The organism is Pseudomonas sp. BN414, assembly GCF_029871275.1.
Classification (GTDB): domain Bacteria; phylum Pseudomonadota; class Gammaproteobacteria; order Pseudomonadales; family Pseudomonadaceae; genus Metapseudomonas; species Metapseudomonas resinovorans_C.
Genome location: NZ_SSOL01000075.1, coordinates 146,427 through 171,719, shown reverse-complemented (window position 1 = coordinate 171,719; position 25,293 = coordinate 146,427). Strand labels below are relative to the sequence as shown.

Below are 25,293 nucleotides of genomic sequence, written 5' to 3'. Positions count from 1 at the left end.
CACCCTTAATAAGTACGTATTTTGGGTTCGAACGCCGGAACGGTCTTCGGCGCGAAGTTGACGGCGCGCTTGGTAACGCGCTTCTCACCCGGGAAGTACAGGGTGTGGCACAGCCAGTTCTCGTCGTCGCGGTCCTCGAAGTCTTCGCGGGCGTGGGCGCCACGGGACTCTTTACGGACTTCCGCGGCGATGGCGGTGGCTTCAGCGACTTCCAGCAGGTTCTGCAGCTCCAGCGCTTCGATACGCGCGGTGTTGAAGGCCTGGGACTTGTCGTTGATCTTGACGTTGGCGATGCGCTCACGCAGTTCCGCCAGCTGGGCAATACCCTTCTGCATGTATTCGCCGGTACGGAATACACCGAAGTAGTTCTGCATGCACTGTTGCAGCTCGCGACGCAGGGGGGCGACTTCTTCGCCGCTGCTGCGCTCGTTGACGCCGGACAGACGCTTGAGGGACAGCTCCAGGTCGGTCTCGCTGGCGCCGCGCGCCTCGATACCTTCCTTGAGCGCCTTCTCCAGGTGCAGGCCAGCGGCACGACCGAACACAACCAGGTCGAGCAGGGAGTTACCGCCCAGACGGTTGGCACCGTGTACCGATACGCAAGCCACTTCGCCCACAGCGAACAGGCCTTCGACGATGGTGTCGTTGCCGTTGGCGTCCTGGGTGATGGCCTGGCCATGAATGTTGGTGGCAACGCCGCCCATCATGTAGTGGCAGGTCGGGATAACCGGGATCGGCGCGACGACCGGGTCGACGTGCGCGAAGGTCTTGGACAGTTCGCAGATGCCAGGCAGGCGGCTGTGCAGAACTTCCTCGCCCAGATGGTCGAGCTTCAGCAGTACGTGGTCCTTGTTCGGGCCCACGCCGTTGCCGGCGATCACTTCCTTCACCATGGAACGGGCGACCACGTCGCGGCCGGCCAGATCCTTGGCGTTCGGAGCGTAACGCTCCATGAAGCGCTCGCCATGGGCGTTGATCAGGTAACCACCCTCGCCGCGGCAACCTTCGGTCACCAGCACGCCGGCACCGGCGATACCGGTCGGGTGGAACTGCCACATTTCGATGTCCTGGACCGGCACACCAGCACGCAGGGCCATGCCCACGCCATCACCGGTGTTGATCAGGGCGTTGGTGGTGGAGGCGTAGATACGACCAGCACCGCCAGTGGCCAGAACCACGGCCTTGGAACGGATGTAAACGGTTTCGCCGGTTTCGATGCAGATGGCGATGATGCCAACCACGGCGCCGTCCTGGTTCTTCACCAGGTCAACCGCGTACCACTCGTTGAGGAACGAGGTGCCGCTCTTCAGGTTCGCCTGGTACAGGGTGTGCAGCAGGGCGTGACCGGTACGGTCGGCCGCGGCGCAGGTACGGGCAGCCTGGCCACCCTTGCCGAAGTCCTTGGACTGGCCACCGAACGGACGCTGATAGATGCGACCTTGCTCGGTACGGGAGAAGGGCAGGCCCATGTGTTCCAGCTCGAACACGGCTTCCGGACCTACAGAGCACATGTACTCGATAGCGTCCTGGTCACCGATGTAGTCGGAACCCTTGACGGTGTCGTACATGTGCCAGCGCCAATCGTCGTTCGGGTCGGCCGAAGCGATGGCGCAGGTGATGCCGCCCTGGGCGGAAACGGTATGGGAACGGGTCGGGAAGACCTTGGTCACCACGGCAGTCTTGTGACCACCCTGGGCCAGTTGCAGCGCAGCACGCATGCCGGCGCCGCCGCCACCTACGATGATGGCGTCGAAAGAAAGAGTACGAATGCTAGACATGGATCACACACCCCAGAGAATCTGCACGCCCCAGACGAAGAACGCGAACATCGCAATGCCGCATACCGCCTGGAACAGGAAACGCACGACAGTCGCCGCCTTGCCCAGCGCCATCGGCGTCAGGTAGTCGGTGGAGATGGTCCACATGCCGACCCAGGCGTGGACGCTCAGGGCGACCAGGGCGAGCAAGCTGAAGATGCGCATCGCGGTGTGGGAGAACAGACCATGCCACTCGGCGTAGGTCAGACCCGGATTGAACAGCAGGTAGCCCAGCAGGAACAGGAAATAAGCCGCGAGAACGACCGCAGAAACGCGCTGGGCCATCCAGTCATAAAGGCCCGAACGCGAGAAGTTCGTAACGTTGGTTACCATATCCACACCCCCAGCAGCACGATCAGCACCGCAGAAATCACGATGACGATTTTCGAGCCCAGCTTGCCGCCCTCGAGCGTCTCGCCGACGCCCGCATCCATTACCAGATGGCGCACACCGGCGACCAAGTGGTAAAGCAGTGCGGACAGGAGGCCCCAAACCACCAGCTTGGCCAGCGGACTGGTCAGGCACGCCTTGACCTGCTCGAAGCCTTCCTCGGAGCTCAGCGACTTGTCGAGTGCGAACAGCAGCACGGCAATGCCGAAGAAGAGGATGACGCCAGAGATACGATGCAGGATGGACGTGTAAGCAGTGATGGGGAGTTTGATGGTCCTGAGATCTAGGTTTACAGGTCGTTGGCTATTCACGGCTTTTTTTTCACACTGAGGCCCCTAACAAACAGGGCAAGTTGTCGGGAAGTGCACTGATCAGGTACCCCTCACCAAAGGGAGTGCCGACCACCAGAAATATGGGCGCAGGGCCCCTGGCGATCGGGCGCTGAGTATAGACAGTTAGCTGACTAATGACAATGCAAACGCCTGCCCCTAACGGCGGATTGCACTGCCTATATAAAAGGCGTAAATAGCCCCACCTTTTGCACCGAAAAACCCACGCAAACCCCAGTGGCACATGGGTTTCTTCAAATTGACATTCGAATTTATACCTCTATAGTGTCCCGGGCCCTGCGTGGGGGGCTGTCTGATGATTTCAAGCATAACTAGGAGGCCGCTATGGCTGACAAAAAAGCGCAGTTGATCATCGAGGGCGCAGCCCCCGTAGAGCTGCCCGTTCTGTCCGGAACCATGGGACCCGATGTAGTCGATGTGCGGGGCCTGACCTCCACGGGCTGCTTCACCTTTGATCCTGGCTTTATGTCGACCGCCTCTTGCGAGTCGAAGATCACCTACATCGACGGCGACAAGGGCGTATTGCTGCACCGCGGCTACCCGATCGAGCAGCTGGCAGAGAAATCCGACTATCTGGAGACCTGCTACCTGCTGCTGAACGGCGAGCTGCCGAACGCGGAAGAGAAAGCCAAATTCGTTGGCACCATCAAGAACCACACCATGGTTCATGAGCAGCTGAAGAGCTTCTTCAACGGTTTCCGCCGCGACGCTCACCCGATGGCGATCATGTGTGGCGTGGTCGGTGCCCTCTCCGCCTTCTACCACGACTCCCTGGACATCAATAACCCGCAGCACCGCGAAGTTTCGGCGATGCGCCTGGTCGCCAAGATGCCGACCATTGCGGCGATGGCCTACAAGTACTCCATGGGCCAGCCCATGATGTACCCGCGTAACGACCTGAATTACGCGGAAAACTTCCTGCACATGATGTTCAACACCCCGGCCGAGATCAAACCGATCAGCCCGGTGCTGGCCCGCGCCATGGACCGCATCTTCATACTGCATGCGGACCACGAACAGAACGCCTCCACTTCGACCGTTCGCCTGGCTGGCTCCTCTGGCGCCAACCCCTTCGCCTGTATCGCAGCCGGCATCGCAGCTCTCTGGGGCCCGGCCCACGGCGGCGCGAACGAAGCCGTGCTGAGCATGCTGGACGAGATCGGCGATGTTTCGAACATCGACAAGTTCATCGCCAAGGCGAAGGACAAGAACGATCCGTTCAAGCTGATGGGCTTCGGCCACCGCGTCTACAAGAACTTCGACCCGCGCGCCAAGGTCATGAAGCAGACCTGCGACGAGGTACTGGCCGAGCTGGGTATCAACGACCCGCAGCTGGAGCTGGCGATGAAGCTCGACGAGATCGCGCGTAACGATCCTTACTTCAAGGAGCGCAACCTCTACCCGAACGTAGACTTCTACTCGGGCATCATCCTGAAGGCCATTGGCATTCCGACCAGCATGTTCACCGTGATCTTCGCCCTGGCTCGTACCGTCGGCTGGATCTCGCACTGGAAGGAAATGCTCTCCAGCCCGTACAAGATTGGCCGTCCGCGCCAGCTGTACACCGGCTACGAGCAGCGTGACTTCGTCTCGCTGGACGGCCGCAAGTAAGGTTGACCGCAACATGAAAAAGGCTGCCGATCGGCAGCCTTTTTTATTTCGACTTCGTCTAGCCTTTCAGCGTTTTTCCGCCCGCTGGCGCATCGCCTTGAGGGTATTGAACGGCGCATCGACCACAAAGCTGTTGGCCAACCAGGAAGGTACGCTGCCACCCGGCTCGGTATGCACCTGATAGGTCACCTCCACCTCCCCCGCCGTTTTCGGCACCAGCTTCCAGAAGCCTTCAACCTGGCTCACCCGGACATAGCCCTCTGTCTCAGGCAGGTACTTGGGCACCCCCTCCAGCAACCGCGTGACACTACCATCCGCCCCCAGCTCCGAAGTGACGTGGATGACCGAATCCCGCGGCGTGACTGGCCAGGGCGTATTGAAGCGGGTGTAGGTCCAGCTCTGCGCACCGTCGCTCTTGAGCAGCTTCTGCTCCTTGCACTCGTGGATCCAGGCGCAGGACCCGGAGACGTCCTCCTGCAATGCACGCAAGGTGGCGATATCCGTCTTCATGATGGCGACACCGCGATAGGCCTTGTACCTGGAGCCAGGCACTTCGCTCAGGAAAACCTTGATGCCATCCTCGTCCTTGGCCAGTTTCCAGTCGTCGGCATGCGCGCCGGACACCGCGAGAAGTCCCAGGGCGCAGAACGCCACAGCCTTGAATCTCATGATCTCTCCTTGCTCAGGCCGGCGATGGTCCGGCCGAATGATTAAGCGGCCGAGGTTGCCTGTTCCAGCCAAGCGAGCAGGCGAATCGCCTCATCGCGACTATCACCGCAGACTTCCGGGTCCGCATCGAAGGCACTACAGACAGCAGGGCGGCGCGGATCGCCGAACAACTGGCAGAGATTCTCTACGGACAGATGCAGGCAACGCTCACCCGCTGGCTTTCCAGAAGGCATGCCGGGTATCGGAGAGCTGATGGATGGTGCAATGCAGCAGGCACCGCAACCTGGGCGACAGAGCATGGCGAACGACCTCGGATGACAGGAGTGCTCGGGCGAAAGCGCATTCTACTTGGGCACTGTCGGCGTGGACATTACCCCAACCGCTGACGCCTGGTGCGCGCGCAGCTCTTGTGGACTTTCACCCTTGTAGATCCGCGCCGCCAGACGACCCTCATGTACTTCAAGCCCTATGCGATGGGGATCTCGCAGGTCGAACACCTGATAGACCGTCGATTGGCTATGAAAAGCCCGCATGCCGGATGTCAGATAAAAGGCCTGGGTCGCAGCGATGCTTCGCCCCCCCTGCCCCGCAGCCGAAGCGTCGCCCAGCGCAACCATCACGCGTCGACCCGACATGTCGTAGGCACCGGAAAGCTCGCCAAACCCGTAGACGCGTTCTCCTGCGTCCCGTCGCCAGCGGAGATAAAGCCGGTCCAGCTCCGAATCACCCAGCGCCACAGTCAGCAGCACCCCTCGCTCGCCGTCGTCTTCGAAGGACAGGACATAACCACTCAGGCGGCCGTCGGCACAGCGCAGATGCCCCTTCAACAGCAGCCTGGCCCCGAGGCGCTCGATCGACTCCAGGCTCTGGTCGCGACACAGCAACTTGCGCTCCGACAGCAGCGGCAACGGATTCGGGCGCCCTACGCCCGCAGCAAGAAAGCCGCCCTCGGCGGACCAGAGGATTTTTTCCGGCCGGTTTTGCGCGTAGACGCCGAATGCCGTGCCCCGCCAGGAAAGCCGGTAGCGCCCGAAATCGAAGTCACGCGCCACGGTGAAGGCCGGCGGCAGATGCAGCTCCGCGACAACCGGCTGCGTGCGGCTGGCGTCGGCGCCACGCAGAAGTGCAATTGCCGCCGCAAGCAGCAACAGTGCGACAAATCCCAATCCACGCCAGTGCCCCATGGCCGGCCCCTTTCCTTGAAAATCAGCACCCATTAGGCTTGCAGGCCTCCAACGACACAGAGCCCAAGATCATGCCGGTATGGATGCAGACCGCAGCCCTGCTCACCCTGTCCAACGTCTTCATGACCTTCGCCTGGTACGGCCATTTGAAGACGCTCAATACCAAGCCCTGGATAATTGCAGCCCTGATCAGCTGGGGAATTGCGTTGTTCGAGTACCTCATCATGGTGCCGGCCAACCGCATCGGCTACACCGAGCTCTCGGTCGGCCAGCTGAAGATCATGCAGGAAGTGATCACCCTGGCGATCTTCGTGCCATTCAGCGTGCTCTACATGCAGCAGCCGCTGAAGCTGGACTATCTGTGGGCGGGAGTATGCCTACTAGGCGCCGTCTACTTCATTTTCCGCAGCTAGGCGCCCTGATCGTCGACCAGACGTTGTTGGAAATCGGCTCGAAATGCTCATTGACAGTCGTCAACTCCGCTTTCTCCCCGATTTCCGCCTAGCCTGGACTTAGCTCAGGACGCCTGCCTCACTCGCTACGCCGGCTTTTTCAGCCGCGCGATCAGGCTGGACGTATCCCAACGCCCGCCGCCCATGGCCTGGACCTCAGCGTAGAACTGGTCGACCAATGCAGTAACCGGCAGCTGCGCGCCGTTATGCGCGGCTTCATCGAGGATGATGGACAGGTCCTTGCGCATCCAGTCCACGGCAAACCCGAAATCGAAATTGCCGTCCAGCATGGTCTGATGGCGGTGCTCCTGTTGCCAGGACTGCGCCGCTCCCTTGCTGATCACCTCCATGGCGCCCTGCGCGTCCAGCCCGGCGCACTGGGCGAAGTGCAGCGCCTCGGCGAGCCCTTGCAGCAGGCCGCCGACACAGATCTGGTTGACCATCTTGGTCAGTTGCCCGCTGCCAACGGGGCCCATGCGTCGAATCATCTTGGCGTAGCTGTCGATCACCGGTTCGGCTCGGTCATAGAACGCCTGCTCGCCACCCACCATCACCGACAACATGCCAGCCTCGGCACCGGCCTGACCGCCGGAAACCGGGGCATCGAGGAAGCCCAGCTCGCGCTCGGCGGCCAGGGTCGCCATTTCGCGTGCCACATCTGCCGACGCGGTGGTGTGGTCCACCAGGATCGAACCGGGCGCCATGCCTGCGAAAGCGCCATCCGCACCGAGCAGGACAGCGCGCAGATCTTCGTCATTACCGACGCAGACCATCACGAACTCCGCACCTTCTGCCGCCTCGCGCGGCGTGGCGAAGGCATCGCCGCCGAATTCATCGCACCACAGCTCGGTTTTGCCCGGCGAGCGATTGTAGACCCGCACCGAATGCCCTTCGCAGGCCAGGTGCCCGGCCATGTTGAAACCCATGACCCCCAAACCGATGAACGCTACTTCAGCCATTGTTCTTCTCCTTCGTCGACCTGCGGAAAAGCCTAACACGCAGTTTGCCGGCCCGCGAAAGCGCCACCATACTCGCTGCAGGCTGGCCCCGGCCGCCCCTTGCCAAGGAGAACCCCATGCCGCATTGGCTGGTAATCGATCTGGAAGCCACCACCGAAGAAGGTGGATGGCCCCTGGAAGAAATGGAAATCATCGAGATCGGTGCGACCGTCGTCCGCGCCGACGGACATGAGGTCGACCATTTTCAGCGTTTCGTTCGACCGGCACGCCGCCCCTGCCTGACCGGATTCTGTCGCCAGCTCACTCACATCAGCCAGGCCGACGTGGACGGCGCCGCAAGCCTTCCGCAGGTCTGGGAGACTTTCGAGCGCTGGCTTGGCCATCACCGCCCGCGCCTGGTGGGCTGGGTCAGCTGGGGCGACTATGACCGTCGCCAACTGGAGAAGGAATGGCAACTGCATGGACTGGACAGCCTGCTCGCCGCAGTACCCCACCTGAATCTGAAGCAGCGCTTTGCCGAAGCGCGCCAACTCAAGCGCGTGGTGGGTCTGCACACGGCCCTGCAACTGGCTGGGCTGCACTTCCAGGGCCAGCAGCATCGCGCCCTCGAAGACGCTCGCAACACCGCGCGCCTGCTCCCGCTCGTGCTGCCTGCCTGAATGCACCCGACCTAGTGACGCTGAAACCCTCGTTGGGCATACTGTCGGGCCCTTTCAGACCCCATCCAGGAGCCCAGCATGTTCAAGGTCAACGAATACTTCGACGGCACCGTCAAATCCATCGCCTTCGGCATGACCGAAGGCCCGGCCACCATCGGCGTGATGGCCGCCGGTGAGTACGAGTTCGGCACCAGCCAGCTGGAAGTGATGCATGTCATCGCCGGCGCACTGACCGTGAAACTGCCGGGTAGCGACACCTGGGAAACCTTCGCTGCCGGCAGCCAGTTCACCGTACCGGCCAACAGCAAATTCCAGCTGAAAGTGGCCCAGGACACCGCCTATCTCTGCGAGTACCGCTAAGGCGAAGCCTCGCTCCCGAGGCTCGAAAAAAAAACCGGCCAACTGGCCGGTTTTTTTCATTCAAGGCTGGAGAACCTCATATCAGGTTCGGCTCCATCTCCAGTGCGACACCAAACTTGGTCGCCACATCCGCCTGGATGCGCTGAGCCAGCCCATGAAGCTGATGACCGGTGGCGGCGCCGTAGTTCACCAGCACCAGCGCCTGAAGTCGATGCACGCCGGCATCGCCTTCGCGGAACCCCTTCCAGCCAGCCCGTTCAATCAGCCAGCCAGCGGCCAGCTTCACCTGCCCATCGCCCTGCGGATAGGTCACAAGGTCCGGATATTCGCCCCGCAGGCGCTGGGCCAAGTCGGCACTGACCAGCGGATTCTTGAAGAAGCTGCCGGCATTCCCCAGCACGGCGGGATCAGGCAGTTTCTCGCTGCGAATGGCGCAGATGGCGCGACTGACATCACTGGGGGACGGCGCGTTGATGCCTTCGTCTTGCAGGCGCTGACGCACCGGGCCGTATTCCAGATGCAGCGAGGGCGCGCGACTGAGCTTGAAACGGACACGCAGGATCAACCAACGTCCCGCCTCGCGCTTGAACAGGCTGTCGCGATAGGCGAACTGACATTCATCCAGGCGGAACTCTCGCAACGCGCCGGTTTGCCGATCCAGGGCGGTCAGACCCGCGAACACGTCTTTCAGCTCGACGCCATAGGCACCGATGTTCTGCATGGGAGCAGCGCCCACCGTACCGGGAATCAGACTGAGATTTTCCAGCCCTCCCAGACCTTGCTCCAGGGTCCAGAGGACCAGCGGGTGCCAAGGTTCGCCCGCCTCGGCCTCCAGCAGCACCGTCGAGCCGTCATCCATCAGCAGGCGAATGCCTCGACTGGCCATGCGCAGCACCAGCGCTTCCACATCACGAGTCAGCAACAGATTGCTGCCACCACCGATCACCAGCAGTGGCAGGCCGCGACGAGCGGCCAGATCGATAGCCTCACGCACTTCGGCATCGTCGTGCGCCTCGACGAAGAGCCGGGCTTTCACATCGACGCCAAAGGTGTTGTAGGGCTTAAGGGACAGATTTTCGTGCAGGACCAGGCTCACAGGCGCCCCTTGATTTCAACGATCAGCGCCTCACAGGCCCGCTCTACCAGGTCAAGCACCTGCTCGAAGCCCTCTGCCCCTCCGTAGTAAGGGTCCGGTACCTCATCCAGTTCCAGCTGGTAGCGGCGCAGGAACAGGTCCAACTCGCTGGCGGAATCGCCGGGACGCAGGCGGCGCAGATTGGCGAGGTTGTTCTCGTCCATGGCCAGGATCAGATCGAAGTCAGCGAAATCTTCCCGGGCAACCTGGCGTGCACGCTGCTGCGAAAGATCGTAGCCACGGCGCTGTGCGGCAATGCGGGTACGAGCGTCCGGCGCCTTGCCCACATGCCAGTCGCCGGTGCCAGCGGAGTCCACCTGCACGCGCTCGGCGAGCCCGGCCTCACGCAGCTTGTGGCGCAGCACGCCTTCAGCGGTGGGCGATCGGCAGATATTACCGAGGCAGACGAAGAGGACGCGCATCAGGCCCCCAGCAAGCGCCGAACGCGCTCGAGGTCTTCCGGCGTGTCGACGCCGGCGGGAGGCGCTTCCAGGGCATCAGCGACGTGGATGCGCACGCCGTGCCAGAGCGCCCGGAGCTGCTCCAGGCACTCTGTGTTCTCGAGCCAGCACGGGCCCCAGGCGACGAAGTCGTGGAGAAAGCCCGCACGGTAGGCATAGATGCCGATATGGCGGCGATACGGCACCCCGGCCGGCAGTTGGTCGCGGCTGGTCGCGAAGGAATCTCGGGCCCAGGGCAAAGGCGCGCGGCTGAAAGTCAGCGCCAGACCGTTGAGGTCGGCGGACACCTTCACGACGTTGGGATTGAACAGCGCCTGCACATCCTGGATCGGCTCGGCCAGGGTTGCGATGCCGGCTTCCGCATGGGCGGCCAGGTTGGCAGCCACCTGGTCGATGATGGCCGGCGGAATCAGCGGCTCGTCACCTTGTACGTTCACCACGATGGCATCGTTGGCCAGGCCCAACTTGCTCGCCACTTCGGCCAGGCGATCGGTGCCGGAATTGTGGTCCGCACGGGTCAGCAGTACGTCAGCACCGAAGGCCTGGCAGGCTTCGACGATGCGCGCGTCGTCAGTGGCTACCACCACACGCTGCGCCGCGCTGCGTCGGGCTTGCTCCCAGACGTGCTGGATCATCGGCTTGCCGGCGATGTCCTGCAGCGGTTTCCCTGGCAGGCGTGTCGAGGCGAAGCGCGCGGGAATGACGACGGTGAAGGCCTGGGTCATTTGTCCAGACGCTCATCGACATTGAGGGTGCGGGCCTCGCCTTCCAGCATCACCGGGATGCCGTCGCGAACCGGGAAGGCCAGGGCGTCGGCCTTGCAGATGAGCTCGCTCTTGTCATCGGCCAGCTTCAGCGGGCCCTTGCACAGGGGGCAGGCGAGGATATCGAGGAGTTTCGGGTCCATGAGTGAATCCTTGAGATGGCAGCCCGAGGGCTACCTGGGTTAGAAGCGTTTCGGCAGCAAGCGGGCCAGTTGTTCGTCGAACCAGGCAATGAAGGCTGGAGACGGATCGGCATCGACCGCCAGATACCACCAGTCGGCGGCGGCGAAGGCCCGGCACTTCACCGCATCCTTCTCGGTCATCAGCAGCGGCAGCGATGGCGTGAAGGCCAGGGCTTGCGTGCTATAGACAGCATGATCGGCGAAGGGGTGCGGGATCGGGCGCCAGTTTAGCGCCTCCAGGGTCCTGAAGAAACGCTGCGGGTTGCCGATGCCGGCCACCGCATGCACTGCCTGCCCAGACGGGAAATGGTCCAGGCCGACGCGCTGGCCAGTCTTCAGATTGACCAGTTCGCCCGGCTGCAGTTTGAAGGAGAAGCCTTCGGCGGAATCGGCCTCGGCGCCATTGCGCAGTACCGCATCCACCGATTCCAGACGCTCGGGCGGCTCGCGCAGGGGCCCCGCGGGAAGGCAACGTCGATTGCCGAGCCCACGGGCTGCGTCAATCAGCACCAGCTCCAGATCGCGCGCCAGGCGGTAGTGCTGAAGGCCATCGTCGCTGAGGATCAGGTCCAGGTCTTCCTGCTCCAGCAGGGCCTGCACGGCGCGGGAACGGTCTGGGTCGATCATCAGCGGCACGCCACTGCGCTGGACGATCAGCAGCGGTTCGTCGCCGGCCAGCTCGGCGCCCTGCTCTGCCCGCACCCGCCAAGGCAGTTGTGGGGGCTTAGCCCCGTAGCCACGACTGACCACACCGACGCGCAATCCGCGCGCCCGGCAGTGCTCGATCAGCCAGAGGATCATCGGGGTCTTGCCGGTGCCGCCAACGGTGATGTTGCCGACGACGATCAACGGCACAGGCGGTCGGTAACTGCTGTCCTGCCCCGCCAGGTAGGCGGCACGCTTGCCGTTCGCCACCCGGCGATAGAGCCACTCCAGCGGGCTCAGCAGGCCAAGAGCGGGATGGCCCCGGTACCAGGCATCCAGCAGACGGTCGGAGAAGGCCATCAGGGCTTCTTGGCCGCGTCGGCCTCGATGGTGGTCATGCGCAACTGGCTGAAGCCCAGCTTGCCGGCGGCATCCATGGCAGTGACCACCGACTGGTGAGTGGTGCGTGCGTCAGCGGTAATGACCAGCGGCAGGCTGTTGTCGCCTTCCGATTCACGCCCCAGTGCTGCGATCAGCGTCGCCAGGTCGCTCTTTACGAGGTTCTGGCCATTGAGCGAATACTGGCCGTCCGCAGCGATGCTCAGCTCCAGTGTCTTCAGCTCGGTTTCCTGGGGCGGCGTTCCGCTCACGGCTTCGGGCAACTCGATCTTCAACTGATTGGGTTTACTGAAGGTGGTGGTCACCACGAAGAACAGCAACAGCACGAAGATCACATCGATCAACGAAGTGAGGTTGAGGAACACCTCTTCGCGGGCGACATTGCCCGCCCGGCGGCGGAACTTCACGCTTTGGCTTCCTCTGCGAAGTCGACTTCGCGATCGCCCTGGACCACTTCCACCAGCTTGATCGCTTCCTGCTCCATGGCCACAACCAGCTCGTCAACGCGACGCAGCAGGTAACGGTGGAAGAACACCGCCGGAATGGCGACGATCAGGCCCGCGGCAGTGGTCACCAGCGCCTTGGCGATACCGCCGGCCAGCACGGGCGCATTGGCCATGCCGTTCTCCATGAAGCCGCCGAAAATGTCGATCATGCCGAACACGGTACCCAGCAGGCCGAGCAACGGCGCCATGGCGGCGATGGTGCCAAGGGCGTTGAGGTAGCGCTCCAGTTCATGGATGACCCGGCTTGCGGCTTCCTCGATGCACTCCTTCATGATCTCGCGGCCATGCTTGGAGTTGGCCAGACCCGCAGCCAGCACTTCACCCAGTGGCGAAGAAGCCCGCAGCTCCTTGAGCTTCTGGCTGTTCAGCTGCTTGTCCTTGATCTGGCGCCATACCTGCCCCAGCAGATGCGGCGGCGACACGCGGCTGATACGCAAGGTCCACAGGCGCTCAGCAACGATCGCGGTGGCGGCGATGGAACACAGAATGATCGGCAGCATCATCCAGCCGCCGGCTTTGACCAACTCCCACACGGTAGGAAATCCCCTTCGGAAAAGTGGCGCCACTCTAGCATAGGGTCGGGCGTCCGCCGACCGTCGCTGTTCTCATTTTTCCCTCCAGAACACGGACTTTTCGCGCTCGCTTTCCGGCTCGACTCCGGCCCCCAGGCGCAGCATCAGATGCCCCTGCTCGGACGTGTCATGGATCTCGGCTGGCAGCGCCCGAACTCGCGAAACAACCAACGGATGGGGATGGCCGTAAGGATTCAGGTGGCCTCGGGAAATCAGCACTTTCTCTGGCGCCACAGCACGCAAAAAGGGGCCGCTGGAGGACGTCCGGCTGCCATGGTGGCCCGCCACCAGCCAGCGCGCTTCGAGTGGCTGGCCGCTGGCGACCCAGGCGGCCTCACCCCGCGTACCCAGATCGCCACTCAGCAGGAGGCGCTCACCCGCGGCCTCGACCGCCAACACGCACGAGCCGTCATTGCTGTCGCCAGTCAGCGGTGACTGCCAGATGCGGAAGCCCACGCCATCCCAGGACCACGCCTGGTCAGGCGGACAGGCTTCGGCGCCCAGCTCAGGCGGCAGCCGTTCCAGCTCGCCGGTCAGCACGCGCTCCACCGCCAAGCCCCGGCTTACGGCCAGGGCGCCACCGGCGTGATCGGAGTCCGCGTGACTGATCAGCATGAGGTCCAGCCGCGACAGCCCCAGACCACGCAACGTCGGGACTACTACGCGCTCACCGATATCGAAGTCACCCCGGCGCGGCCCCGCGTCGTAGAGCAGCGCATGTCCACGGGTGCGCACCAGCACGGAGAGCCCCTGCCCGACGTCCAGCACCCGGACCTCCGCCTGCCCCGGCGCCAGGGACTCCTGCGGCGGGTACAACATGGGCACCAGCAGCGCCAGCCCTAGCGCACGCAATGGCACGCCAGCAGGCGCAATCAGCAGCAGAATCCCCACTGTCCCCAGGAGCCAACCCCAGAGCGGGACCTGCGTGGGAATCCAGGCGGGTACCTGGGTCGCGGTCCACCCCAGTATCAGGAACAGCAGCTCCAGCGCGCCGCCCGCCAACCAAAGCAGCGCTTCCCCCAGCGGGGGAATACCCAGTAGCAAGGTGCCCAGCAATGCCAGCGGCAACACCACCAGGCTGATCCAGGGCACTGCCAGCAGGTTCGCCAACGGGCCGCTGAGGCTGATGGGCAAGGCCAAGGCCAGCAGCAACGGCGCCAACCCCAACCCCATGACCCACTGGGCGCGCCACCAGGTCGCCCACCAGCGCCATGGCCCCAGGCGCCCGGCAAATGCCAGCACCAGGAGGACCACAGCCCCGAAGGACAGCCAGAAGCCCGGCTGCAACACCACCAGCGGTTCTGCCAGCAAGACGACGCACAGCGCCGCCAGCAAAGGTGTGAGGAACCCCAGATGACGAAAACGCAGACGCCAGAGCAGGACGACCGCAAGCATCACGCAGGCGCGCTGCACGGGCACATCGAACCCCGCCAGCACGCCATATCCGAGTCCGCCGGCAAGGGCCAAGGCGCACGCCGAGGGTAGCCAGAGCAACCAACGAGGCCAGAATCCGTTTCGGGCGAGCAGCACCACCAGGCCATAGAGCACGCCCGCGAACAGCGTGATGTGCTGACCGGAAATCACCATCAGGTGTGTGGTCCCCGTGTCCTGCAGCAGGCGCCAGTCCCGGTCCTGCAAGCCGGAGCCATCGCCCAGCACCAGTGCTGCGAGCCCACCAGCCCGTCCCCAGGCATCCACCTGCAACACCCTTTGGCGCAGGGAGTCGCGCCAGGCGACAGTCCCGCTGGCCACCTCCAGGCGCTCCCCCGTCTTCACCGAACCGGTTGCGCCTATGCGCCGCGCCAGCAGCCACGCTTCGTAATCGAAGGTCGCTGGATTCACCAGTCCCCGAGGACGCTTGAGACGAACAGCGAGCCGCCAGCGTTCGCCCGCGAGCACACGCGGACCATCGTGCCAGGAAAGACGCAGCCGGCGGGGCAATTGCGCCCGCGACGACCAAGGGTCCTCCAGCTCGAAACGCACCACGCCATCTGCCGTACTGGGCAGGCCAACCACCTTCCCTTCCAGCCAGCGCACCTGGCCGTCCAACTGCGACGCCAGACGATCGTCCAGCGCCCATTGGGCACTCAGGCAGGCCCAGCCGAGACCAAGCAGGACCAGCCCGCAGCGCCAGGCACGCGACGTCAGCAGCGCGAAGCCGAGAACCAGCTGGACCTGGAGCCACCAGGCAGGTGGCAAGGCAGGCATCCAGCGCAATAGAAGGAGGCCGACGGCAAGCGTGGCCAACCCCGAAACCATGGGCATCCGATTCCCTTTCCCTGGGATGGAGATCGCGGCAACATCCCGTACCGCCCTGCGTCCTTCGATCCAACCGGCGCAGTTCCGTTTAAACTTGCCGACACAAACTGACCCGGCGATGTCATTTCCGGGTGTGCATAATACCCGGCGCTTCCGTCGGCCAGAGACCGCCCATGCCGCGTCGTATCTTCAAACGCTACATGCCGAATCCGGACACCATCAGGGAACACAAGTCCCTGCGTTTTCTCGGCACCCTGATTCATGATCCGAACCTCTGGCACCTCAATCGCCATTCGGTCGCCCGCGCCATGGCCATGGGCCTGTTCGCTGCGTTCATCCCCATTCCCATGCAGATGCTGCTGGCCGCCGGGCTGGCCATCATGGTCCGCGCGAACCTGCCGATTTCGGTCGGCCTCGTGTGGCTGACCAACCCCATTACCATGCCGCCGGTTTTCTACTGCACCTACAAGATGGGGGCGTGGATCATGCAGATTTCTCCGCGCGCCCTACCCGATGAACTGACCTGGGAATGGATCACGCAGGAGCTTTCCACGCTCTGGCAGCCGTTTCTCCTAGGATCGGTGGTGTGCGGCATCCTCCTCGGCGCTGCGGCGTACATGCTGACGATGCTCTATTGGCGCTGGTGGGTCGGGCACAGTTGGCGCAAGCGCCAGAAGGCCCGGCGGGAAAACAGCCGCTGAAATGAAAACGCCGCATTGAATGCGGCGTTTTTTATTGCAGGTACATCCCTTACTCGTAGCGCAAGGCCTCGGCGGGCTGGGTCTGGGCTGCGCGCCAGGCCGGATAGAGAGTCGCCAGGAAACTCAGGACCAGGGCCGCCGTGCAGATCAGTGCGACATCTCCCAGTTGCAGCTCGGAGGGCAGATAACTGACGAAGTAGACGTCCGAGCTGAAGATCTGCCGGCCACTGGCGCGCTCCAGCGCAGCGATCCACTGGCTGACGTTGAGCGCCGTGATGATACCCAGCACGGTGCCGATCAGCGTGCCGATGACACCGATCACACTGCCCTGAACCATGAACACCGCCATGATCTGCCGCGGCGTCGCGCCCAGTGTGCGAAGGATGGCGATGTCCGCACGCTTGTCGGCGACCACCATGATCAGCGTGGCAATAATATTGAATGCCGCCACGGCCACGATCAGCAGCAGGAGCAGACCGATCATGGTCTTTTCCATCTTCATGGCGCTGAACAGGCTGCCCTGCGTATGGGTCCAGTCGTCAGCGCGATAGCCCTGCCCCAGTTCGGCGGCGATCTGCTTCGACACCTCGGGTGCGAGGAACAGATCCTTCAGGGCGAGGCGCACGCTTTGCACCTGGCCTTCCGGCAGCCGCTGGATGGTGGAGGCATCGGCGATATTGATCAGCGCCAAGGAGCTGTCCAGCTCGGCACCCACCTTGAACACGCCCACCACATTGAGGCGCTGCATGCGCGGCGTGATGCCGCCTGGCGCGCTGCTGACCTCGGGGACGATCAGTGTCAGCTTGTCGCCGACATTGAGGCGGAAACGCCGCGCGGTGATTTCGCCGATGACGATGCCGGATTCGCCCGGTTTCAGGGCATCGAGATCACCCTGCACCATGTGCTTGCCGATGATGGAAACCTTGGTCTCTTCCTGCGGGTCGACACCGTTGATCTGCACCGGCTGCATCATGCCTTTAAAGGAAAGCATGCCCTCCAGTTCGGCGAAGGGAACTGCACCCACGACTTCCGGATGCTTCATCGCGGCATCGGACACGCGGCGCCAGTCCGCCAGGGGCTGATCGGCACTCAGCGTGGCGTGGGAAACCATGCCGAGGATGCGCGAGCGCATTTCCTTCTGGAAGCCGTTCATCACCGAGAGCACCACGATCATGGCCAGCACGCCCAGCGCCAGGCCGATCATCGACGTCAGCGAGATGAAGGAAATGAAGTGGTTACGGCGCTTGGCACGCGTATAGCGCGTGCCGATGAAGATCGGGAGAGGTCTGAACATCTCAGGCAGCCACCAGTCGGCCTTCTTCGAGGCGCAGCACCCGGTCCATCTGGCGGGCCAGCTGCAGGTCATGGGTCACCACCAGGAAGGCGGTCTGCGAGGAGCGGCTCAGCTCCAGCATCAGCTCCTGGATGCCATGCGCGGTATGTTGGTCGAGGTTGCCGGTAGGCTCGTCGAGCAACACCAGGCCCGGATTGTTGACCAGGGCACGAGCGATGGCCACGCGTTGACGCTCACCACCCGAAAGCTCAGCCGGCTTGTGCGACAGGCGATGCCCCAGCCCGACGCGCTCCAGCAACGCCGTGGCACGCTTGCGCGCCTCGACGATTGCTGTGCGGCCAATCAGCAGCGGCATGCAGACGTTCTCCAGTGCGGTGAATTCCGGCAGCAGGTGGTGGAACTGGTAGACGAAGCCGAGCGCGCGATTTCGCAACAGGCCGCGCGCGGTTTCACTGAGAGCGGACAGTTCCTCGCCCGCCAACCAGACACTCCCCTTGCTCGGCGTATCCAGCCCGCCCAGCATGTTCAGCAGCGTGCTCTTGCCGGAGCCGGAGCTGCCCACGATGGCCACGCGCTCACCCGGATGCAGCTCCAACTCGACGCCCGACAGTACCTCGACGGACTGCGGGCCCTCGTCGTAGCTCTTGCCCAGGTTGCGGCAACTCAGGACTGCCTTGTTACTCATAGCGCAAAGCCTCTGCTGGCTGGGTGCGCGAGGCACGCCAGGCGGGATAAAGGGTGGCGAGGAAGCTCAGGACCAGCGCGGCCGAGCAGACCAGCACCACGTCCTCGGCCATCAGCTGGGATGGCAGGTAATCGATGAAGTACACCTCGGCGCTGAGGAACTTGTGCCCCAGGAGGCGTTCCAGCAGGGAGATGGCGCCACTCACGTTGAGCGCGGCGAGGATGCCCAGCACTCCGCCGATCAGGGTGCCGACGACCCCGATCACAGTGCCCTGGACCATGAAGATGCCCATGATCTGCCTGGGCGTGGCGCCCAATGTGCGGAGAATCGCGATGTCGCCACGCTTGTCCGTCACCACCATCACCAGGGTGGAAATGATATTGAAGGCGGCCACAGCGACGATCAGCAACAACAGCAAGCCAATCATGGCCTTCTCCATCTTGATCGCCTGGTAGAGGTTGCCGTGCGTGCGGGTCCAGTCGCGGGCGTAGAAATCCTCGCCCTTCAGTTCGCCGGCGATCTGCCAGGCCACTTGCGGTGCCTGGAACAGGTCGTTGAGCTTCAGGCGCAGGCCCTGGACCTGGTCCGGCTGCCAACGTTTGAGACGAGCGACGTCGGACAGGTTGGCGATGGCCAGGAAACCATCCAGCTCGCCGGCACCCACATGGAAGATGCCGACCACGGTGAAGCGTTTCATCCGCGGGAAGACGCCCGCCGGCGTCACTGCGACCTCCGGGAGCACGAAGGTGACCTTGTCACCCATGCCGACGCCGAGCTTGCTGGCAGCACGATCACCAATGACGATGCCGAATTCGCCTGGCTTCAGGGCGCCGAGGCTACCTTCCCGGAAGAAGTCACCGATGATGGAAACCTTGGGCTCTTCCTGTGGGTCGACGGCGTTGACCAGCACCTTCTGCACCTTGCCATCGGCAGTGAGCAGGCCCTGGACCTGGGTGTAAGGCGCAACGGCCTTCACTTCCGAATGCCGGGCCACGCCTTCGGCCAGCTTGCGCCAATCTTTGATCGGCACCGCGGATTCCACCGTGGCGTGGGGTACCATGCCGAGCACGCGGGTGCGCATCTCGTGGTCGAAGCCATTCATCACCGACAACACCAGGATCATCACCAGCACGCCGAGTGCCAAGCCGATCATGGAAGTCAGGGAAATGAAGGAGACGAAGTAGTTGCGGCGCTTGGCGCGCGTGTAGCGTGCGCCTATGTACAGGGACAGCGGTCTGAACATGGAAGTGAAGTTCGCTGGCGAAAGAAGGGACGTCCTTGTGGCGGGGCTTGGCGAGCAGCGTTTACACTCAAATTCTGTTCGTGGTCTGTCGCGGCGCTCCGAGCGACGCAAACGGACTTGCATTACGGAACAGCTCTTCGACCACCACCGCTGCCATGGGTTCGCCATGTCGACACGAGACGCGGATGACCGCCGCGAATACTACCGCATCGAAGATACGATCGCACTGGAATTTCGCCCGCTGAAACAGGGCGAAACAGCTGATGAAAGCGGCGCGGACAGTGGCTCCCAACTGTTCGGACTGCTTAGCGAATTGCATCTGATGGACTTCGAATCGCAGCACCTGCTGCGGCATATCCATGAGCGCGATCGAACCCTGGCGAACTACCTCAAGGTCATCAACAAGCGCATCGACCTGCTTGGCCAGGCGCTTGCGCAGAGCTTGCTGCGCGACATCGGCCCGGCACGCCAGATCACCCTGTCCGAGGGCGGCCTCGGCTTCACCAGCGACCAGCCCATCGAAATCGGCACCCACCTGGCGATCAAGATGGTGTTGATGCCGCAGGCGCTTGGCCTTTTGCTGAGCGCCATCGTCATCCACAGCCAGGTCCGCGATGACGGCCGGTTCGATATCGGCACGGAATTCGACGCCTTGACCGACGCCCAGCGCCAGTTGCTGGCGCGCCACATACTGCAGAAGCAGGCCCAGCAGCGACGCCAGGCCCGTGAACGCGCCTCTCCTTCCACCTGAGAAACCCGCATGAAGCGTCCCGGACTGCTGCTGACCTGCCTCCTCCTTGCACTGCCCGTAGGCGCGGAAACCATAGAGATTCCTGTTGGCGAGCAAGGCGACCTGGGTCTTCGGCTGCCCGTGCGCGGGGAAAGCCAACGCGCGGTACTGGAACGCTTCGGCCTTCCCGATAAGGAACATCCCGCAGTAGGCAAGCCACCGATCAGTCGCTGGGACTACCGGGAATTCTCGGTCTATTTCGAAAGCGGACAGGTCATCGACAGCGTTCGCCACCATCAACCCAGAGCACCAAGGGAATAAACGTGACCCTGATCTACGGCCATCGAGGCGCCAAGGGCGAATGCCCGGAAAATACCTTGGCCAGCTTCAAGCACTGTCTTTCACATGGCGTGAAGCGTTGCGAGCTGGACCTGCATCTCTCCCGTGACGGCGAGCTGATGGTAATCCACGACCCCAGCCTGAAGCGCACAACCGGCCGCCGGGGCAAGGTGGCGGAACACGACGCCGGGGAGCTGGAGGGATATGACGCCCGCCTGGGCGGACCCGGCTGGCACCAGCCCTGCCCCATCCCACGCCTGGCGAGCCTGTTCGAACACTGCGACTTCGATCACTGGCAACTCGAAGTGAAGAGCGCTTCGCGGGTTCGCGCAGCGCGGACCGTGCTGGCGATCCAGGAGCTGGCTGAACGCCACGGCCTGCTGGACAAGGTGACCGTCACCTCCAGCTCCCGTGAGGTCCTGCGTGCCCTCAACCGGCTGACACCGAATCTGTCGCGCGGGCTGGTGGCGGAATACGCCTGGCTCGACCCGCTGAAAGTAGCCAAGCACCACGGCTGCAATCTGCTGGCCCTGAACTGGACGCTCTGTACCCCGGAGCGCCTGCTGAAAGCACAGAAGGAAGGCCTGCACGTGTCGGTCTGGACAGTCAATGAGCCAGCCCTGATGCGGCGTCTTGCCGACTTTGGCGTAGACAGCATCATCACCGACTTCCCTGGCCTGGCCAGCACCTCCATTGGGAGGCGGTGATTCCCGCCACGGCCTCATTCGCCACCATGAAAAAAACCGGCCACAAGGGCCGGTTTTTTCTTTTAGGCGTCGCCTGATCAGAAGCTCTCCCGGTTCGGCCAGCGCCATAGGCGCGTGTCGCCGAGAGGGTCCTCCCCGGCCGGTTCAGGCGCCCGGCCGGTGCCGCTCAAAAAAGCCGGTTGAGACCGTCGAACGCCGCCACGCGATAGGCTTCTGCCATGGTCGGGTAGTTGAAGGTGGTGTTGATAAAGTACTTGATCGAGTTCGCCTCACCCTTCTGGTTCATGATCGCCTGACCGATGTGGACGATCTCCGAGGCCTGATAGCCGAAGCAGTGGACGCCGAGAATTTCCAGGGTCTCGCGGTGGAACAGAATCTTCAGCATGCCCACCGGCTCATGGGAAATCTGCGCGCGCGCCATGCCCTTGAAGAAGGCCTTGCCCACTTCGTAGGGGATCTTCGCCTGGGTCAGCTCGCGCTCGTTCTTGCCGATGGAGCTGATCTCCGGAATGGTGTAGATGCCGGTCGGCACGTCATCGACGAAGCGCCAGCTGTCGTTCTCCACCGCACTTCCGGCGGCCGAGCGGCCCTGGTCGGCGGCGGCACTGGCCAGGCTTGGCCAGCCGATCACATCACCGGCCGCGAAGATGTTGCTGACTTCGGTGCGGTAGTACTGGTCGACGTTGATCTGGCCACGGCTGTTGACCTTGATGCCGATGTTCTCCAGCCCCAGCTTGTCGGTATTGCCGGTACGGCCGTTGCACCACAGCAGGCAGTCGGCCTTGATCTTCTTGCCGGACTTGAGGTGCAGGATCACGCCGTTCTCCAGACCCTCGATGCGCTCGTACTCTTCGTTATGGCGAATCAGCACGTTGTTGTTGCGCAGGTGGTAGCTGAGGGCGTCGGAGATTTCGTCGTCGAGGAAGCTGAGCAGCTGGTCGCGGTTATCGATCAGGTCGACCAGCACGCCCAGGCCGCTGAAGATCGAGGCGTACTCGGAACCGATCACGCCAGCTCCGTAGATGATGATGCGGCGCGGCGTGTGGGTCAGGCTGAGGATGGTGTCGCTGTCGTAGATTCGCGGATGGTTGAAGTCGACGTCCGCGGGACGATAGGGGCGCGAGCCGGTGGCGACGATGACCTGCTTGGCCACCAGTTTCTCCACCACGCCGCTGGCGCACACCACTTCCACGGTCTGCTCGTCATGGAAGCTGGCGGTACCGAAGAACACGTCGACACGGTTACGGGCATAGAAGCCGGTGCGTGACGCGACCTGCTTGGAAATTACCCGCTCGGCGCTCTTCAGCACGTCGGGGAAGGAGAACCAGCGCGGCTCGCCGATCTGGCGGAACAGCGGGTTGGTGTTGTACTGCATGATCTGCCGAACGGAATGACGCAGTGCCTTGGACGGGATCGTCCCCAGGTGGGTGCAGTTGCCGCCGACCAGGGGACGGTTGTCTACCACCGCCACCTTGCGTCCTGCCTTGGCGGCGTTCATTGCCGCGCCCTCCCCCGCCGGGCCCGAACCCAGCACCACTACGTCGTAGTTGTAGACAGCCATGCTTACTCCTCATAACGGGCCGGGGCGCCCTCTGGCGCCCCCGGCAAGGTCCGCGGCAGTCGACACCGCGGAAATCGGAACCTGTTTCGGCGGTCCTGGACGGGACCTTGAACTGGCGTGCAGCTTAGTCCAGCCGCCTGGCGCTGCACATTAGCGCTTGGTCGCGTCGTAGGCGAGAGTTGAATCCACTACATCACACGCGCGGCACACTTCCGGGACTCAGTCGCCCTCTTGGTCGAACAGCTCGCGGAAGCGGCTACTGCCATGACTGCGAAAACCCTGGTCTTCGCGAATCACGAAAAACGCCGCGATGCCATGGCGTTCAGCGTAGACCCGGCCCGCCTCCGGCCCCAGCACCAGCAGCAAGGTGGACAAACCGTCCGCCCTCAGCACCGACTCATCCACCACGGTTACCGCCGCGAGGTTGTGGCTGATCGGCGCTCCCGTGGCCGGATCGAGGGTGTGCGAGTAGCGCCTGCCGTCCTTCTCAAAATAGTTGCGATAGTCGCCCGATGTGGAAACGCCGAGCCCATCGAGCTGGATGATCCTTTGCGCCACCTGACGATCATCTCGCGGCGCTTCGATAGCGATGCGCCAGGGCGAACCATCGGGCTTGCGCCCCACAGCCTTCAACTCACCGGTTATTTCCACCAGTGCACTGCCAACTCCCAGTTCACCGAGGCGCGTCACCACGCGATCAACCGCATAGCCGGCAGCGATGCTGTTGAAGTCCAGTTGCACTGGCGCGTCCTTGCACAGCTCCTGGCCACGAATCGACAGGTGCTGGTGGCCAATCTCGGCTTTCGCAGCGGCGATGGCTTCGGCGCTGGGTACCTGATCGCCGCGGGACTGCGGGCCGAAGCCCCAGAGATCGAGCAGCGGTTCCACCGTCATGTCGAAGGCACCACCGCTGTCCTTCGACAGGTCGCTCGCAAATGACACCAGTTCCAGCATCGGACCCGGCAGCGCCGTACAACTGCCGGCTGGCAAGGCATTGAAGCGCACCACTTCGGAATCGGCGCGGTAGGTGGACATCTGGCTGTCGACTTCCGCCAGGATGCCTTCCACCTCGCGGCGGACCTGCTCCACCGAGGGGCCGGACGCGCTGCGCACGTACCTGACGGAGTAGCTGCTGCCCATGGTAGGGCCGCCGAATTGCTCCAGGCGATCGCCACACCCGGCCAGCAGGACGCTGGCCGAGAGCAGCACGATGAGCCTAGTCATCGAAATCAAGCGTCAGAGGGCGGTGACCCGCGAGGCAGAGCGCTTGAAGTAGTAGCAGACACCGATCAGTGCCAGCCAGAACGGAATGGCGTACACCGAAACATTGATGCCCGGAATCATCAGCATCACGCCGAGGATCAGCGCCACAAAGGCCAGGCACAGGTAGTTGCCTACCGGGTACCAAAGGGCCTTGAAGAACGGCTGGATACCCTGGGATTGCATGGACTTGCGGAACTTCAGGTGCGACAGGCTGATCATCGCCCAGTTGATCACCAGCGCCGCCACCACCAGGGCCATCAGCAGCTCCAGCGCTTTCTGCGGGGCCAGATAGTTGACCACCACGCAGAGGAGCGTGATCAGGGCCGAGACCCCGATAGCCAGAACCGGCACGCCGCGGTCGTCGACCTTCATCAGCGCTTTGGGCGCATCGCCTTGCTCGGCCAGGCCGTAGAGCATCCGGCTGTTGCAGTACACGCCGCTGTTGTAGACGGAGAGCGCTGCCGTCAGCACCACGAAATTGAGGATGTGCGCTGCAGTGTCGCTACCGATCAGCGAGAAGATCTGCACGAAGGGGCTACCACTGTAGGGATCGCCAGCGGCGCCCAGGGTTTCCAGCAGCTTGTCCCACGGATAGAGCATCAGCAGCACGCTGAGGGCGCCGATGTAGAAGATCAGGATGCGGTAGATCACCTGGTTGATGGCCTTGGGAATCACCTTCTTCGGCTCGCTGGCCTCGGCGGCGGTAATACCTATCAGCTCCAGGCCGCCGAACGAGAACATGATGATGGCCAGCACCATCACCAGACCTTCGATGCCGTTGGGGAAGAAGCCGCCGTGGCTCCAGAGGTTGTCCACCGCCGCCTGGGGCCCGCCCTCACCGCTGACCAGCAGGTAGATACCCAGGATGATCATGCCGATGATGGCGACGACCTTGATCAGCGCGAACCAGAACTCTGCTTCACCGAATACTTTCACGTTGGCCAGGTTGATCAGGTTGATCAACACGAAGAACACTGCGGCCGACACCCAGGTCGGCACTTCCGGCCACCAGAACTGGATGTACTTGCCCACTGCGGTCAGCTCTGCCATGCCCACCAGGACGTAGAGCACCCAGTAGTTCCAGCCGGCGAGGAAGCCCGCGTAGCCGCCCCAGTACTTGTGGGCGAAGTGGCTGAAGGAACCGGCGACCGGCTCCTCGACGATCATCTCGCCCAGCTGGCGCATGATCAGGAAAGCAAAGAACCCGGCAATGGCGTAGCCGAGAATCATCGATGGCCCCGCCGACTTGAGCACCCCGGCCGAGCCCAGGAACAGGCCGGTGCCGATGGCGCCGCCCAGCGCGATAAGCTGGATGTGGCGGTTTTTCAGGCCCCTTTTGAGCGGCCCTTGGTGAAGGTGGTGTCCTTCCATCTGGGTAATCCCCAAGCGATTCTTG

Annotated in this window: 29 protein-coding genes; 8 read left to right on the top strand and 21 right to left on the bottom strand. The window is 63.1% G+C overall.

Annotated elements, in window-relative coordinates; genetic code table 11:
- Window positions 1-5: 5 nt before the first annotated feature.
- The 3 genes from sdhA to sdhC are packed head-to-tail and all read right to left on the bottom strand — an operon-like array spanning window position 6 to window position 2,518.
- Window positions 6-1,778: a succinate dehydrogenase flavoprotein subunit gene (gene sdhA, locus E8E95_RS23295; protein WP_280354219.1), complete on the bottom strand. Its 1,773-nt coding sequence runs from the start codon at window positions 1,776-1,778 to the stop codon at window positions 6-8.
- Window positions 1,779-1,781: 3 nt separating this feature from the next.
- On the bottom strand, window positions 1,782-2,150 hold the full coding sequence (sdhD, locus tag E8E95_RS23290) for a succinate dehydrogenase, hydrophobic membrane anchor protein (protein WP_069083276.1): 369 nt from the start codon (window positions 2,148-2,150) through the stop codon (window positions 1,782-1,784).
- Window positions 2,144-2,518 carry a succinate dehydrogenase, cytochrome b556 subunit gene (gene sdhC, locus E8E95_RS23285; protein WP_280354218.1) on the bottom strand — a complete coding sequence of 125 codons (375 nt, stop codon included), beginning with the start codon at window positions 2,516-2,518 and terminating at the stop codon, window positions 2,144-2,146. The genes sdhD and sdhC overlap by 7 nt, the downstream gene beginning before the upstream one ends.
- Window positions 2,519-2,881: 363 nt before the next feature.
- On the opposite strand from sdhC, the gene gltA reads away from it, so the two are divergent.
- Window positions 2,882-4,168 (top strand): citrate synthase, encoded by a 1,287-nt coding sequence (gltA, locus tag E8E95_RS23280; protein WP_077525316.1) that lies wholly within the window; start codon window positions 2,882-2,884, stop codon window positions 4,166-4,168.
- 66 nt (window positions 4,169-4,234) lie between these two features.
- Here gltA and E8E95_RS23275 read toward each other — a convergent pair whose 3' ends face one another.
- The 3 genes from E8E95_RS23275 to E8E95_RS23265 are packed head-to-tail and all read right to left on the bottom strand — an operon-like array spanning window position 4,235 to window position 6,021.
- Window positions 4,235-4,837 (bottom strand): START domain-containing protein, encoded by a 603-nt coding sequence (locus tag E8E95_RS23275; protein WP_280354216.1) that lies wholly within the window; start codon window positions 4,835-4,837, stop codon window positions 4,235-4,237.
- A gap of 41 nt (window positions 4,838-4,878) precedes the next feature.
- Complete coding sequence (locus E8E95_RS23270) at window positions 4,879-5,136, bottom strand: YkgJ family cysteine cluster protein (RefSeq protein WP_280354214.1); 258 nt, start codon at window positions 5,134-5,136, stop codon at window positions 4,879-4,881.
- Between the two features lie 45 nt (window positions 5,137-5,181).
- Window positions 5,182-6,021 carry a hypothetical protein gene (locus E8E95_RS23265; protein WP_280354212.1) on the bottom strand — a complete coding sequence of 280 codons (840 nt, stop codon included), beginning with the start codon at window positions 6,019-6,021 and terminating at the stop codon, window positions 5,182-5,184.
- A 71-nt stretch (window positions 6,022-6,092) separates the two neighbouring features.
- On the opposite strand from E8E95_RS23265, the gene E8E95_RS23260 reads away from it, so the two are divergent.
- Window positions 6,093-6,434, top strand: coding sequence for a DMT family protein (locus tag E8E95_RS23260; protein WP_179059986.1), 342 nt, complete (start codon window positions 6,093-6,095; stop codon window positions 6,432-6,434).
- A gap of 125 nt (window positions 6,435-6,559) precedes the next feature.
- Here the strand turns inward: E8E95_RS23260 and E8E95_RS23255 are convergent, their stop codons facing one another.
- Window positions 6,560-7,432 (bottom strand): NAD(P)-dependent oxidoreductase, encoded by an 873-nt coding sequence (locus tag E8E95_RS23255; protein ID WP_280354211.1) that lies wholly within the window; start codon window positions 7,430-7,432, stop codon window positions 6,560-6,562.
- A gap of 116 nt (window positions 7,433-7,548) precedes the next feature.
- Between E8E95_RS23255 and E8E95_RS23250 the strand changes: the two genes are divergently transcribed.
- Together E8E95_RS23250 and E8E95_RS23245 are read left to right on the top strand one after the other, a co-directional pair.
- The gene (locus E8E95_RS23250) at window positions 7,549-8,091 is read left to right on the top strand and encodes an exonuclease domain-containing protein (RefSeq protein ID WP_280354209.1); all 543 of its coding nucleotides are present in this window, start codon (window positions 7,549-7,551) and stop codon (window positions 8,089-8,091) included.
- 78 nt (window positions 8,092-8,169) lie between these two features.
- Window positions 8,170-8,451 carry a pyrimidine/purine nucleoside phosphorylase gene (locus E8E95_RS23245; RefSeq protein ID WP_077525323.1) on the top strand — a complete coding sequence of 94 codons (282 nt, stop codon included), beginning with the start codon at window positions 8,170-8,172 and terminating at the stop codon, window positions 8,449-8,451.
- A gap of 76 nt (window positions 8,452-8,527) precedes the next feature.
- On the opposite strand, the gene murB is transcribed toward E8E95_RS23245, so the two are convergent.
- The 8 genes from murB to E8E95_RS23205 form a co-directional block, all read right to left on the bottom strand.
- Window positions 8,528-9,547, bottom strand: coding sequence for a UDP-N-acetylmuramate dehydrogenase (murB, locus tag E8E95_RS23240; RefSeq protein ID WP_280354207.1), 1,020 nt, complete (start codon window positions 9,545-9,547; stop codon window positions 8,528-8,530).
- On the bottom strand, window positions 9,544-10,008 hold the full coding sequence (locus E8E95_RS23235; protein WP_280354205.1) for a low molecular weight protein-tyrosine-phosphatase: 465 nt from the start codon (window positions 10,006-10,008) through the stop codon (window positions 9,544-9,546). Before E8E95_RS23235 ends, murB begins: the two co-directional genes overlap by 4 nt.
- Entirely contained in the window at window positions 10,008-10,772 is a 765-nt protein-coding gene (gene kdsB, locus E8E95_RS23230; RefSeq protein ID WP_280354204.1) for a 3-deoxy-manno-octulosonate cytidylyltransferase, read from the bottom strand. The genes E8E95_RS23235 and kdsB overlap by 1 nt, the downstream gene beginning before the upstream one ends.
- Entirely contained in the window at window positions 10,769-10,954 is a 186-nt protein-coding gene (locus E8E95_RS23225) for a Trm112 family protein (RefSeq protein WP_077525327.1), read from the bottom strand. Before E8E95_RS23225 ends, kdsB begins: the two co-directional genes overlap by 4 nt.
- Window positions 10,955-10,993: 39 nt before the next feature.
- Window positions 10,994-11,998: a tetraacyldisaccharide 4'-kinase gene (gene lpxK, locus E8E95_RS23220; protein ID WP_280354203.1), complete on the bottom strand. Its 1,005-nt coding sequence runs from the start codon at window positions 11,996-11,998 to the stop codon at window positions 10,994-10,996.
- Window positions 11,998-12,444, bottom strand: coding sequence for a biopolymer transporter ExbD (locus E8E95_RS23215; RefSeq protein WP_077525329.1), 447 nt, complete (start codon window positions 12,442-12,444; stop codon window positions 11,998-12,000). Before E8E95_RS23215 ends, lpxK begins: the two co-directional genes overlap by 1 nt.
- On the bottom strand, window positions 12,441-13,076 hold the full coding sequence (locus E8E95_RS23210; protein ID WP_120651631.1) for a MotA/TolQ/ExbB proton channel family protein: 636 nt from the start codon (window positions 13,074-13,076) through the stop codon (window positions 12,441-12,443). Before E8E95_RS23210 ends, E8E95_RS23215 begins: the two co-directional genes overlap by 4 nt.
- Before the next feature lie 72 nt (window positions 13,077-13,148).
- Window positions 13,149-15,374 (bottom strand): DNA internalization-related competence protein ComEC/Rec2, encoded by a 2,226-nt coding sequence (locus E8E95_RS23205; protein WP_280354395.1) that lies wholly within the window; start codon window positions 15,372-15,374, stop codon window positions 13,149-13,151.
- Window positions 15,375-15,547: 173 nt separating this feature from the next.
- Here E8E95_RS23205 and E8E95_RS23200 point away from each other — a divergent pair, with 173 nt between their 5' ends.
- Window positions 15,548-16,075: a DUF2062 domain-containing protein gene (locus tag E8E95_RS23200; protein ID WP_179059995.1), complete on the top strand. Its 528-nt coding sequence runs from the start codon at window positions 15,548-15,550 to the stop codon at window positions 16,073-16,075.
- Window positions 16,076-16,124: 49 nt separating this feature from the next.
- Here the strand turns inward: E8E95_RS23200 and E8E95_RS23195 are convergent, their stop codons facing one another.
- Genes E8E95_RS23195 through E8E95_RS23185 form a run of 3 tightly spaced genes read right to left on the bottom strand, consistent with a single transcriptional unit; the run spans window position 16,125 to window position 19,297 of the window.
- Window positions 16,125-17,369: a lipoprotein-releasing ABC transporter permease subunit gene (locus E8E95_RS23195; protein ID WP_179059996.1), complete on the bottom strand. Its 1,245-nt coding sequence runs from the start codon at window positions 17,367-17,369 to the stop codon at window positions 16,125-16,127.
- 1 nt (window position 17,370) lies between these two features.
- Window positions 17,371-18,054, bottom strand: a complete 684-nt coding sequence (gene lolD / locus E8E95_RS23190) for a lipoprotein-releasing ABC transporter ATP-binding protein LolD (RefSeq protein WP_280354202.1) — start codon at window positions 18,052-18,054, stop codon at window positions 17,371-17,373.
- Window positions 18,047-19,297, bottom strand: a complete 1,251-nt coding sequence (locus E8E95_RS23185) for a lipoprotein-releasing ABC transporter permease subunit (RefSeq protein WP_179059998.1) — start codon at window positions 19,295-19,297, stop codon at window positions 18,047-18,049. The genes lolD and E8E95_RS23185 overlap by 8 nt, the downstream gene beginning before the upstream one ends.
- Window positions 19,298-19,463: 166 nt before the next feature.
- Here E8E95_RS23185 and E8E95_RS23180 point away from each other — a divergent pair, with 166 nt between their 5' ends.
- The 3 genes from E8E95_RS23180 to E8E95_RS23170 are packed head-to-tail and all read left to right on the top strand — an operon-like array spanning window position 19,464 to window position 21,073.
- Window positions 19,464-20,048, top strand: a complete 585-nt coding sequence (locus tag E8E95_RS23180) for a PilZ domain-containing protein (RefSeq protein WP_280354393.1) — start codon at window positions 19,464-19,466, stop codon at window positions 20,046-20,048.
- 9 nt (window positions 20,049-20,057) lie between these two features.
- Complete coding sequence (locus tag E8E95_RS23175) at window positions 20,058-20,348, top strand: phosphodiesterase (protein ID WP_179059999.1); 291 nt, start codon at window positions 20,058-20,060, stop codon at window positions 20,346-20,348.
- Between the two features lie 2 nt (window positions 20,349-20,350).
- Entirely contained in the window at window positions 20,351-21,073 is a 723-nt protein-coding gene (locus E8E95_RS23170) for a glycerophosphodiester phosphodiesterase (RefSeq protein WP_280354199.1), read from the top strand.
- Between the two features lie 166 nt (window positions 21,074-21,239).
- On the opposite strand, the gene sthA is transcribed toward E8E95_RS23170, so the two are convergent.
- The 3 genes from sthA to E8E95_RS23155 all read right to left on the bottom strand — a co-directional run bounded on the left by sthA (window position 21,240) and on the right by E8E95_RS23155 (window position 25,268).
- Window positions 21,240-22,634, bottom strand: coding sequence for a Si-specific NAD(P)(+) transhydrogenase (gene sthA / locus E8E95_RS23165; protein WP_077525338.1), 1,395 nt, complete (start codon window positions 22,632-22,634; stop codon window positions 21,240-21,242).
- 219 nt (window positions 22,635-22,853) lie between these two features.
- Window positions 22,854-23,858: an FAD:protein FMN transferase gene (locus E8E95_RS23160; protein WP_280354197.1), complete on the bottom strand. Its 1,005-nt coding sequence runs from the start codon at window positions 23,856-23,858 to the stop codon at window positions 22,854-22,856.
- 12 nt (window positions 23,859-23,870) lie between these two features.
- A complete protein-coding gene (locus tag E8E95_RS23155; RefSeq protein ID WP_280354195.1) occupies window positions 23,871-25,268 on the bottom strand; it encodes an amino acid permease in 1,398 nt (465 codons plus the stop codon).
- Window positions 25,269-25,293: the final 25 nt, after the last annotated feature.

What these genes read in the sequence shown, in the direction of transcription:
- sdhA (WP_280354219.1), bottom strand. Translation starts at nt 1,778, where the DNA reads ATGTCTAGCATTCGTACTCTTTCTTTCGACGCCATCATCGTAGGTGGC.
- E8E95_RS23275 (WP_280354216.1), bottom strand. Translation starts at nt 4,837, where the DNA reads ATGAGATTCAAGGCTGTGGCGTTCTGCGCCCTGGGACTTCTCGCGGTG.
- E8E95_RS23180 (WP_280354393.1), top strand. Translation starts at nt 19,464, where the DNA reads ATGTCGACACGAGACGCGGATGACCGCCGCGAATACTACCGCATCGAA.
- lolD (WP_280354202.1), bottom strand. Translation starts at nt 18,054, where the DNA reads ATGAGTAACAAGGCAGTCCTGAGTTGCCGCAACCTGGGCAAGAGCTAC.
- E8E95_RS23195 (WP_179059996.1), bottom strand. Translation starts at nt 17,369, where the DNA reads ATGTTCAGACCTCTCCCGATCTTCATCGGCACGCGCTATACGCGTGCC.
- kdsB (WP_280354204.1), bottom strand. Translation starts at nt 10,772, where the DNA reads ATGACCCAGGCCTTCACCGTCGTCATTCCCGCGCGCTTCGCCTCGACA.
- sthA (WP_077525338.1), bottom strand. Translation starts at nt 22,634, where the DNA reads ATGGCTGTCTACAACTACGACGTAGTGGTGCTGGGTTCGGGCCCGGCG.
- E8E95_RS23155 (WP_280354195.1), bottom strand. Translation starts at nt 25,268, where the DNA reads ATGGAAGGACACCACCTTCACCAAGGGCCGCTCAAAAGGGGCCTGAAA.
- gltA (WP_077525316.1), top strand. Translation starts at nt 2,882, where the DNA reads ATGGCTGACAAAAAAGCGCAGTTGATCATCGAGGGCGCAGCCCCCGTA.
- E8E95_RS23200 (WP_179059995.1), top strand. Translation starts at nt 15,548, where the DNA reads ATGCCGCGTCGTATCTTCAAACGCTACATGCCGAATCCGGACACCATC.
- sdhD (WP_069083276.1), bottom strand. Translation starts at nt 2,150, where the DNA reads ATGGTAACCAACGTTACGAACTTCTCGCGTTCGGGCCTTTATGACTGG.
- E8E95_RS23160 (WP_280354197.1), bottom strand. Translation starts at nt 23,858, where the DNA reads ATGACTAGGCTCATCGTGCTGCTCTCGGCCAGCGTCCTGCTGGCCGGG.
- E8E95_RS23175 (WP_179059999.1), top strand. Translation starts at nt 20,058, where the DNA reads ATGAAGCGTCCCGGACTGCTGCTGACCTGCCTCCTCCTTGCACTGCCC.
- E8E95_RS23250 (WP_280354209.1), top strand. Translation starts at nt 7,549, where the DNA reads ATGCCGCATTGGCTGGTAATCGATCTGGAAGCCACCACCGAAGAAGGT.
- E8E95_RS23205 (WP_280354395.1), bottom strand. Translation starts at nt 15,374, where the DNA reads ATGGTTTCGGGGTTGGCCACGCTTGCCGTCGGCCTCCTTCTATTGCGC.
- E8E95_RS23185 (WP_179059998.1), bottom strand. Translation starts at nt 19,297, where the DNA reads ATGTTCAGACCGCTGTCCCTGTACATAGGCGCACGCTACACGCGCGCC.
- E8E95_RS23265 (WP_280354212.1), bottom strand. Translation starts at nt 6,021, where the DNA reads ATGGGGCACTGGCGTGGATTGGGATTTGTCGCACTGTTGCTGCTTGCG.
- E8E95_RS23235 (WP_280354205.1), bottom strand. Translation starts at nt 10,008, where the DNA reads ATGCGCGTCCTCTTCGTCTGCCTCGGTAATATCTGCCGATCGCCCACC.
- lpxK (WP_280354203.1), bottom strand. Translation starts at nt 11,998, where the DNA reads ATGGCCTTCTCCGACCGTCTGCTGGATGCCTGGTACCGGGGCCATCCC.
- E8E95_RS23270 (WP_280354214.1), bottom strand. Translation starts at nt 5,136, where the DNA reads ATGCTCTGTCGCCCAGGTTGCGGTGCCTGCTGCATTGCACCATCCATC.
- E8E95_RS23260 (WP_179059986.1), top strand. Translation starts at nt 6,093, where the DNA reads ATGCCGGTATGGATGCAGACCGCAGCCCTGCTCACCCTGTCCAACGTC.
- E8E95_RS23225 (WP_077525327.1), bottom strand. Translation starts at nt 10,954, where the DNA reads ATGGACCCGAAACTCCTCGATATCCTCGCCTGCCCCCTGTGCAAGGGC.
- E8E95_RS23255 (WP_280354211.1), bottom strand. Translation starts at nt 7,432, where the DNA reads ATGGCTGAAGTAGCGTTCATCGGTTTGGGGGTCATGGGTTTCAACATG.
- E8E95_RS23245 (WP_077525323.1), top strand. Translation starts at nt 8,170, where the DNA reads ATGTTCAAGGTCAACGAATACTTCGACGGCACCGTCAAATCCATCGCC.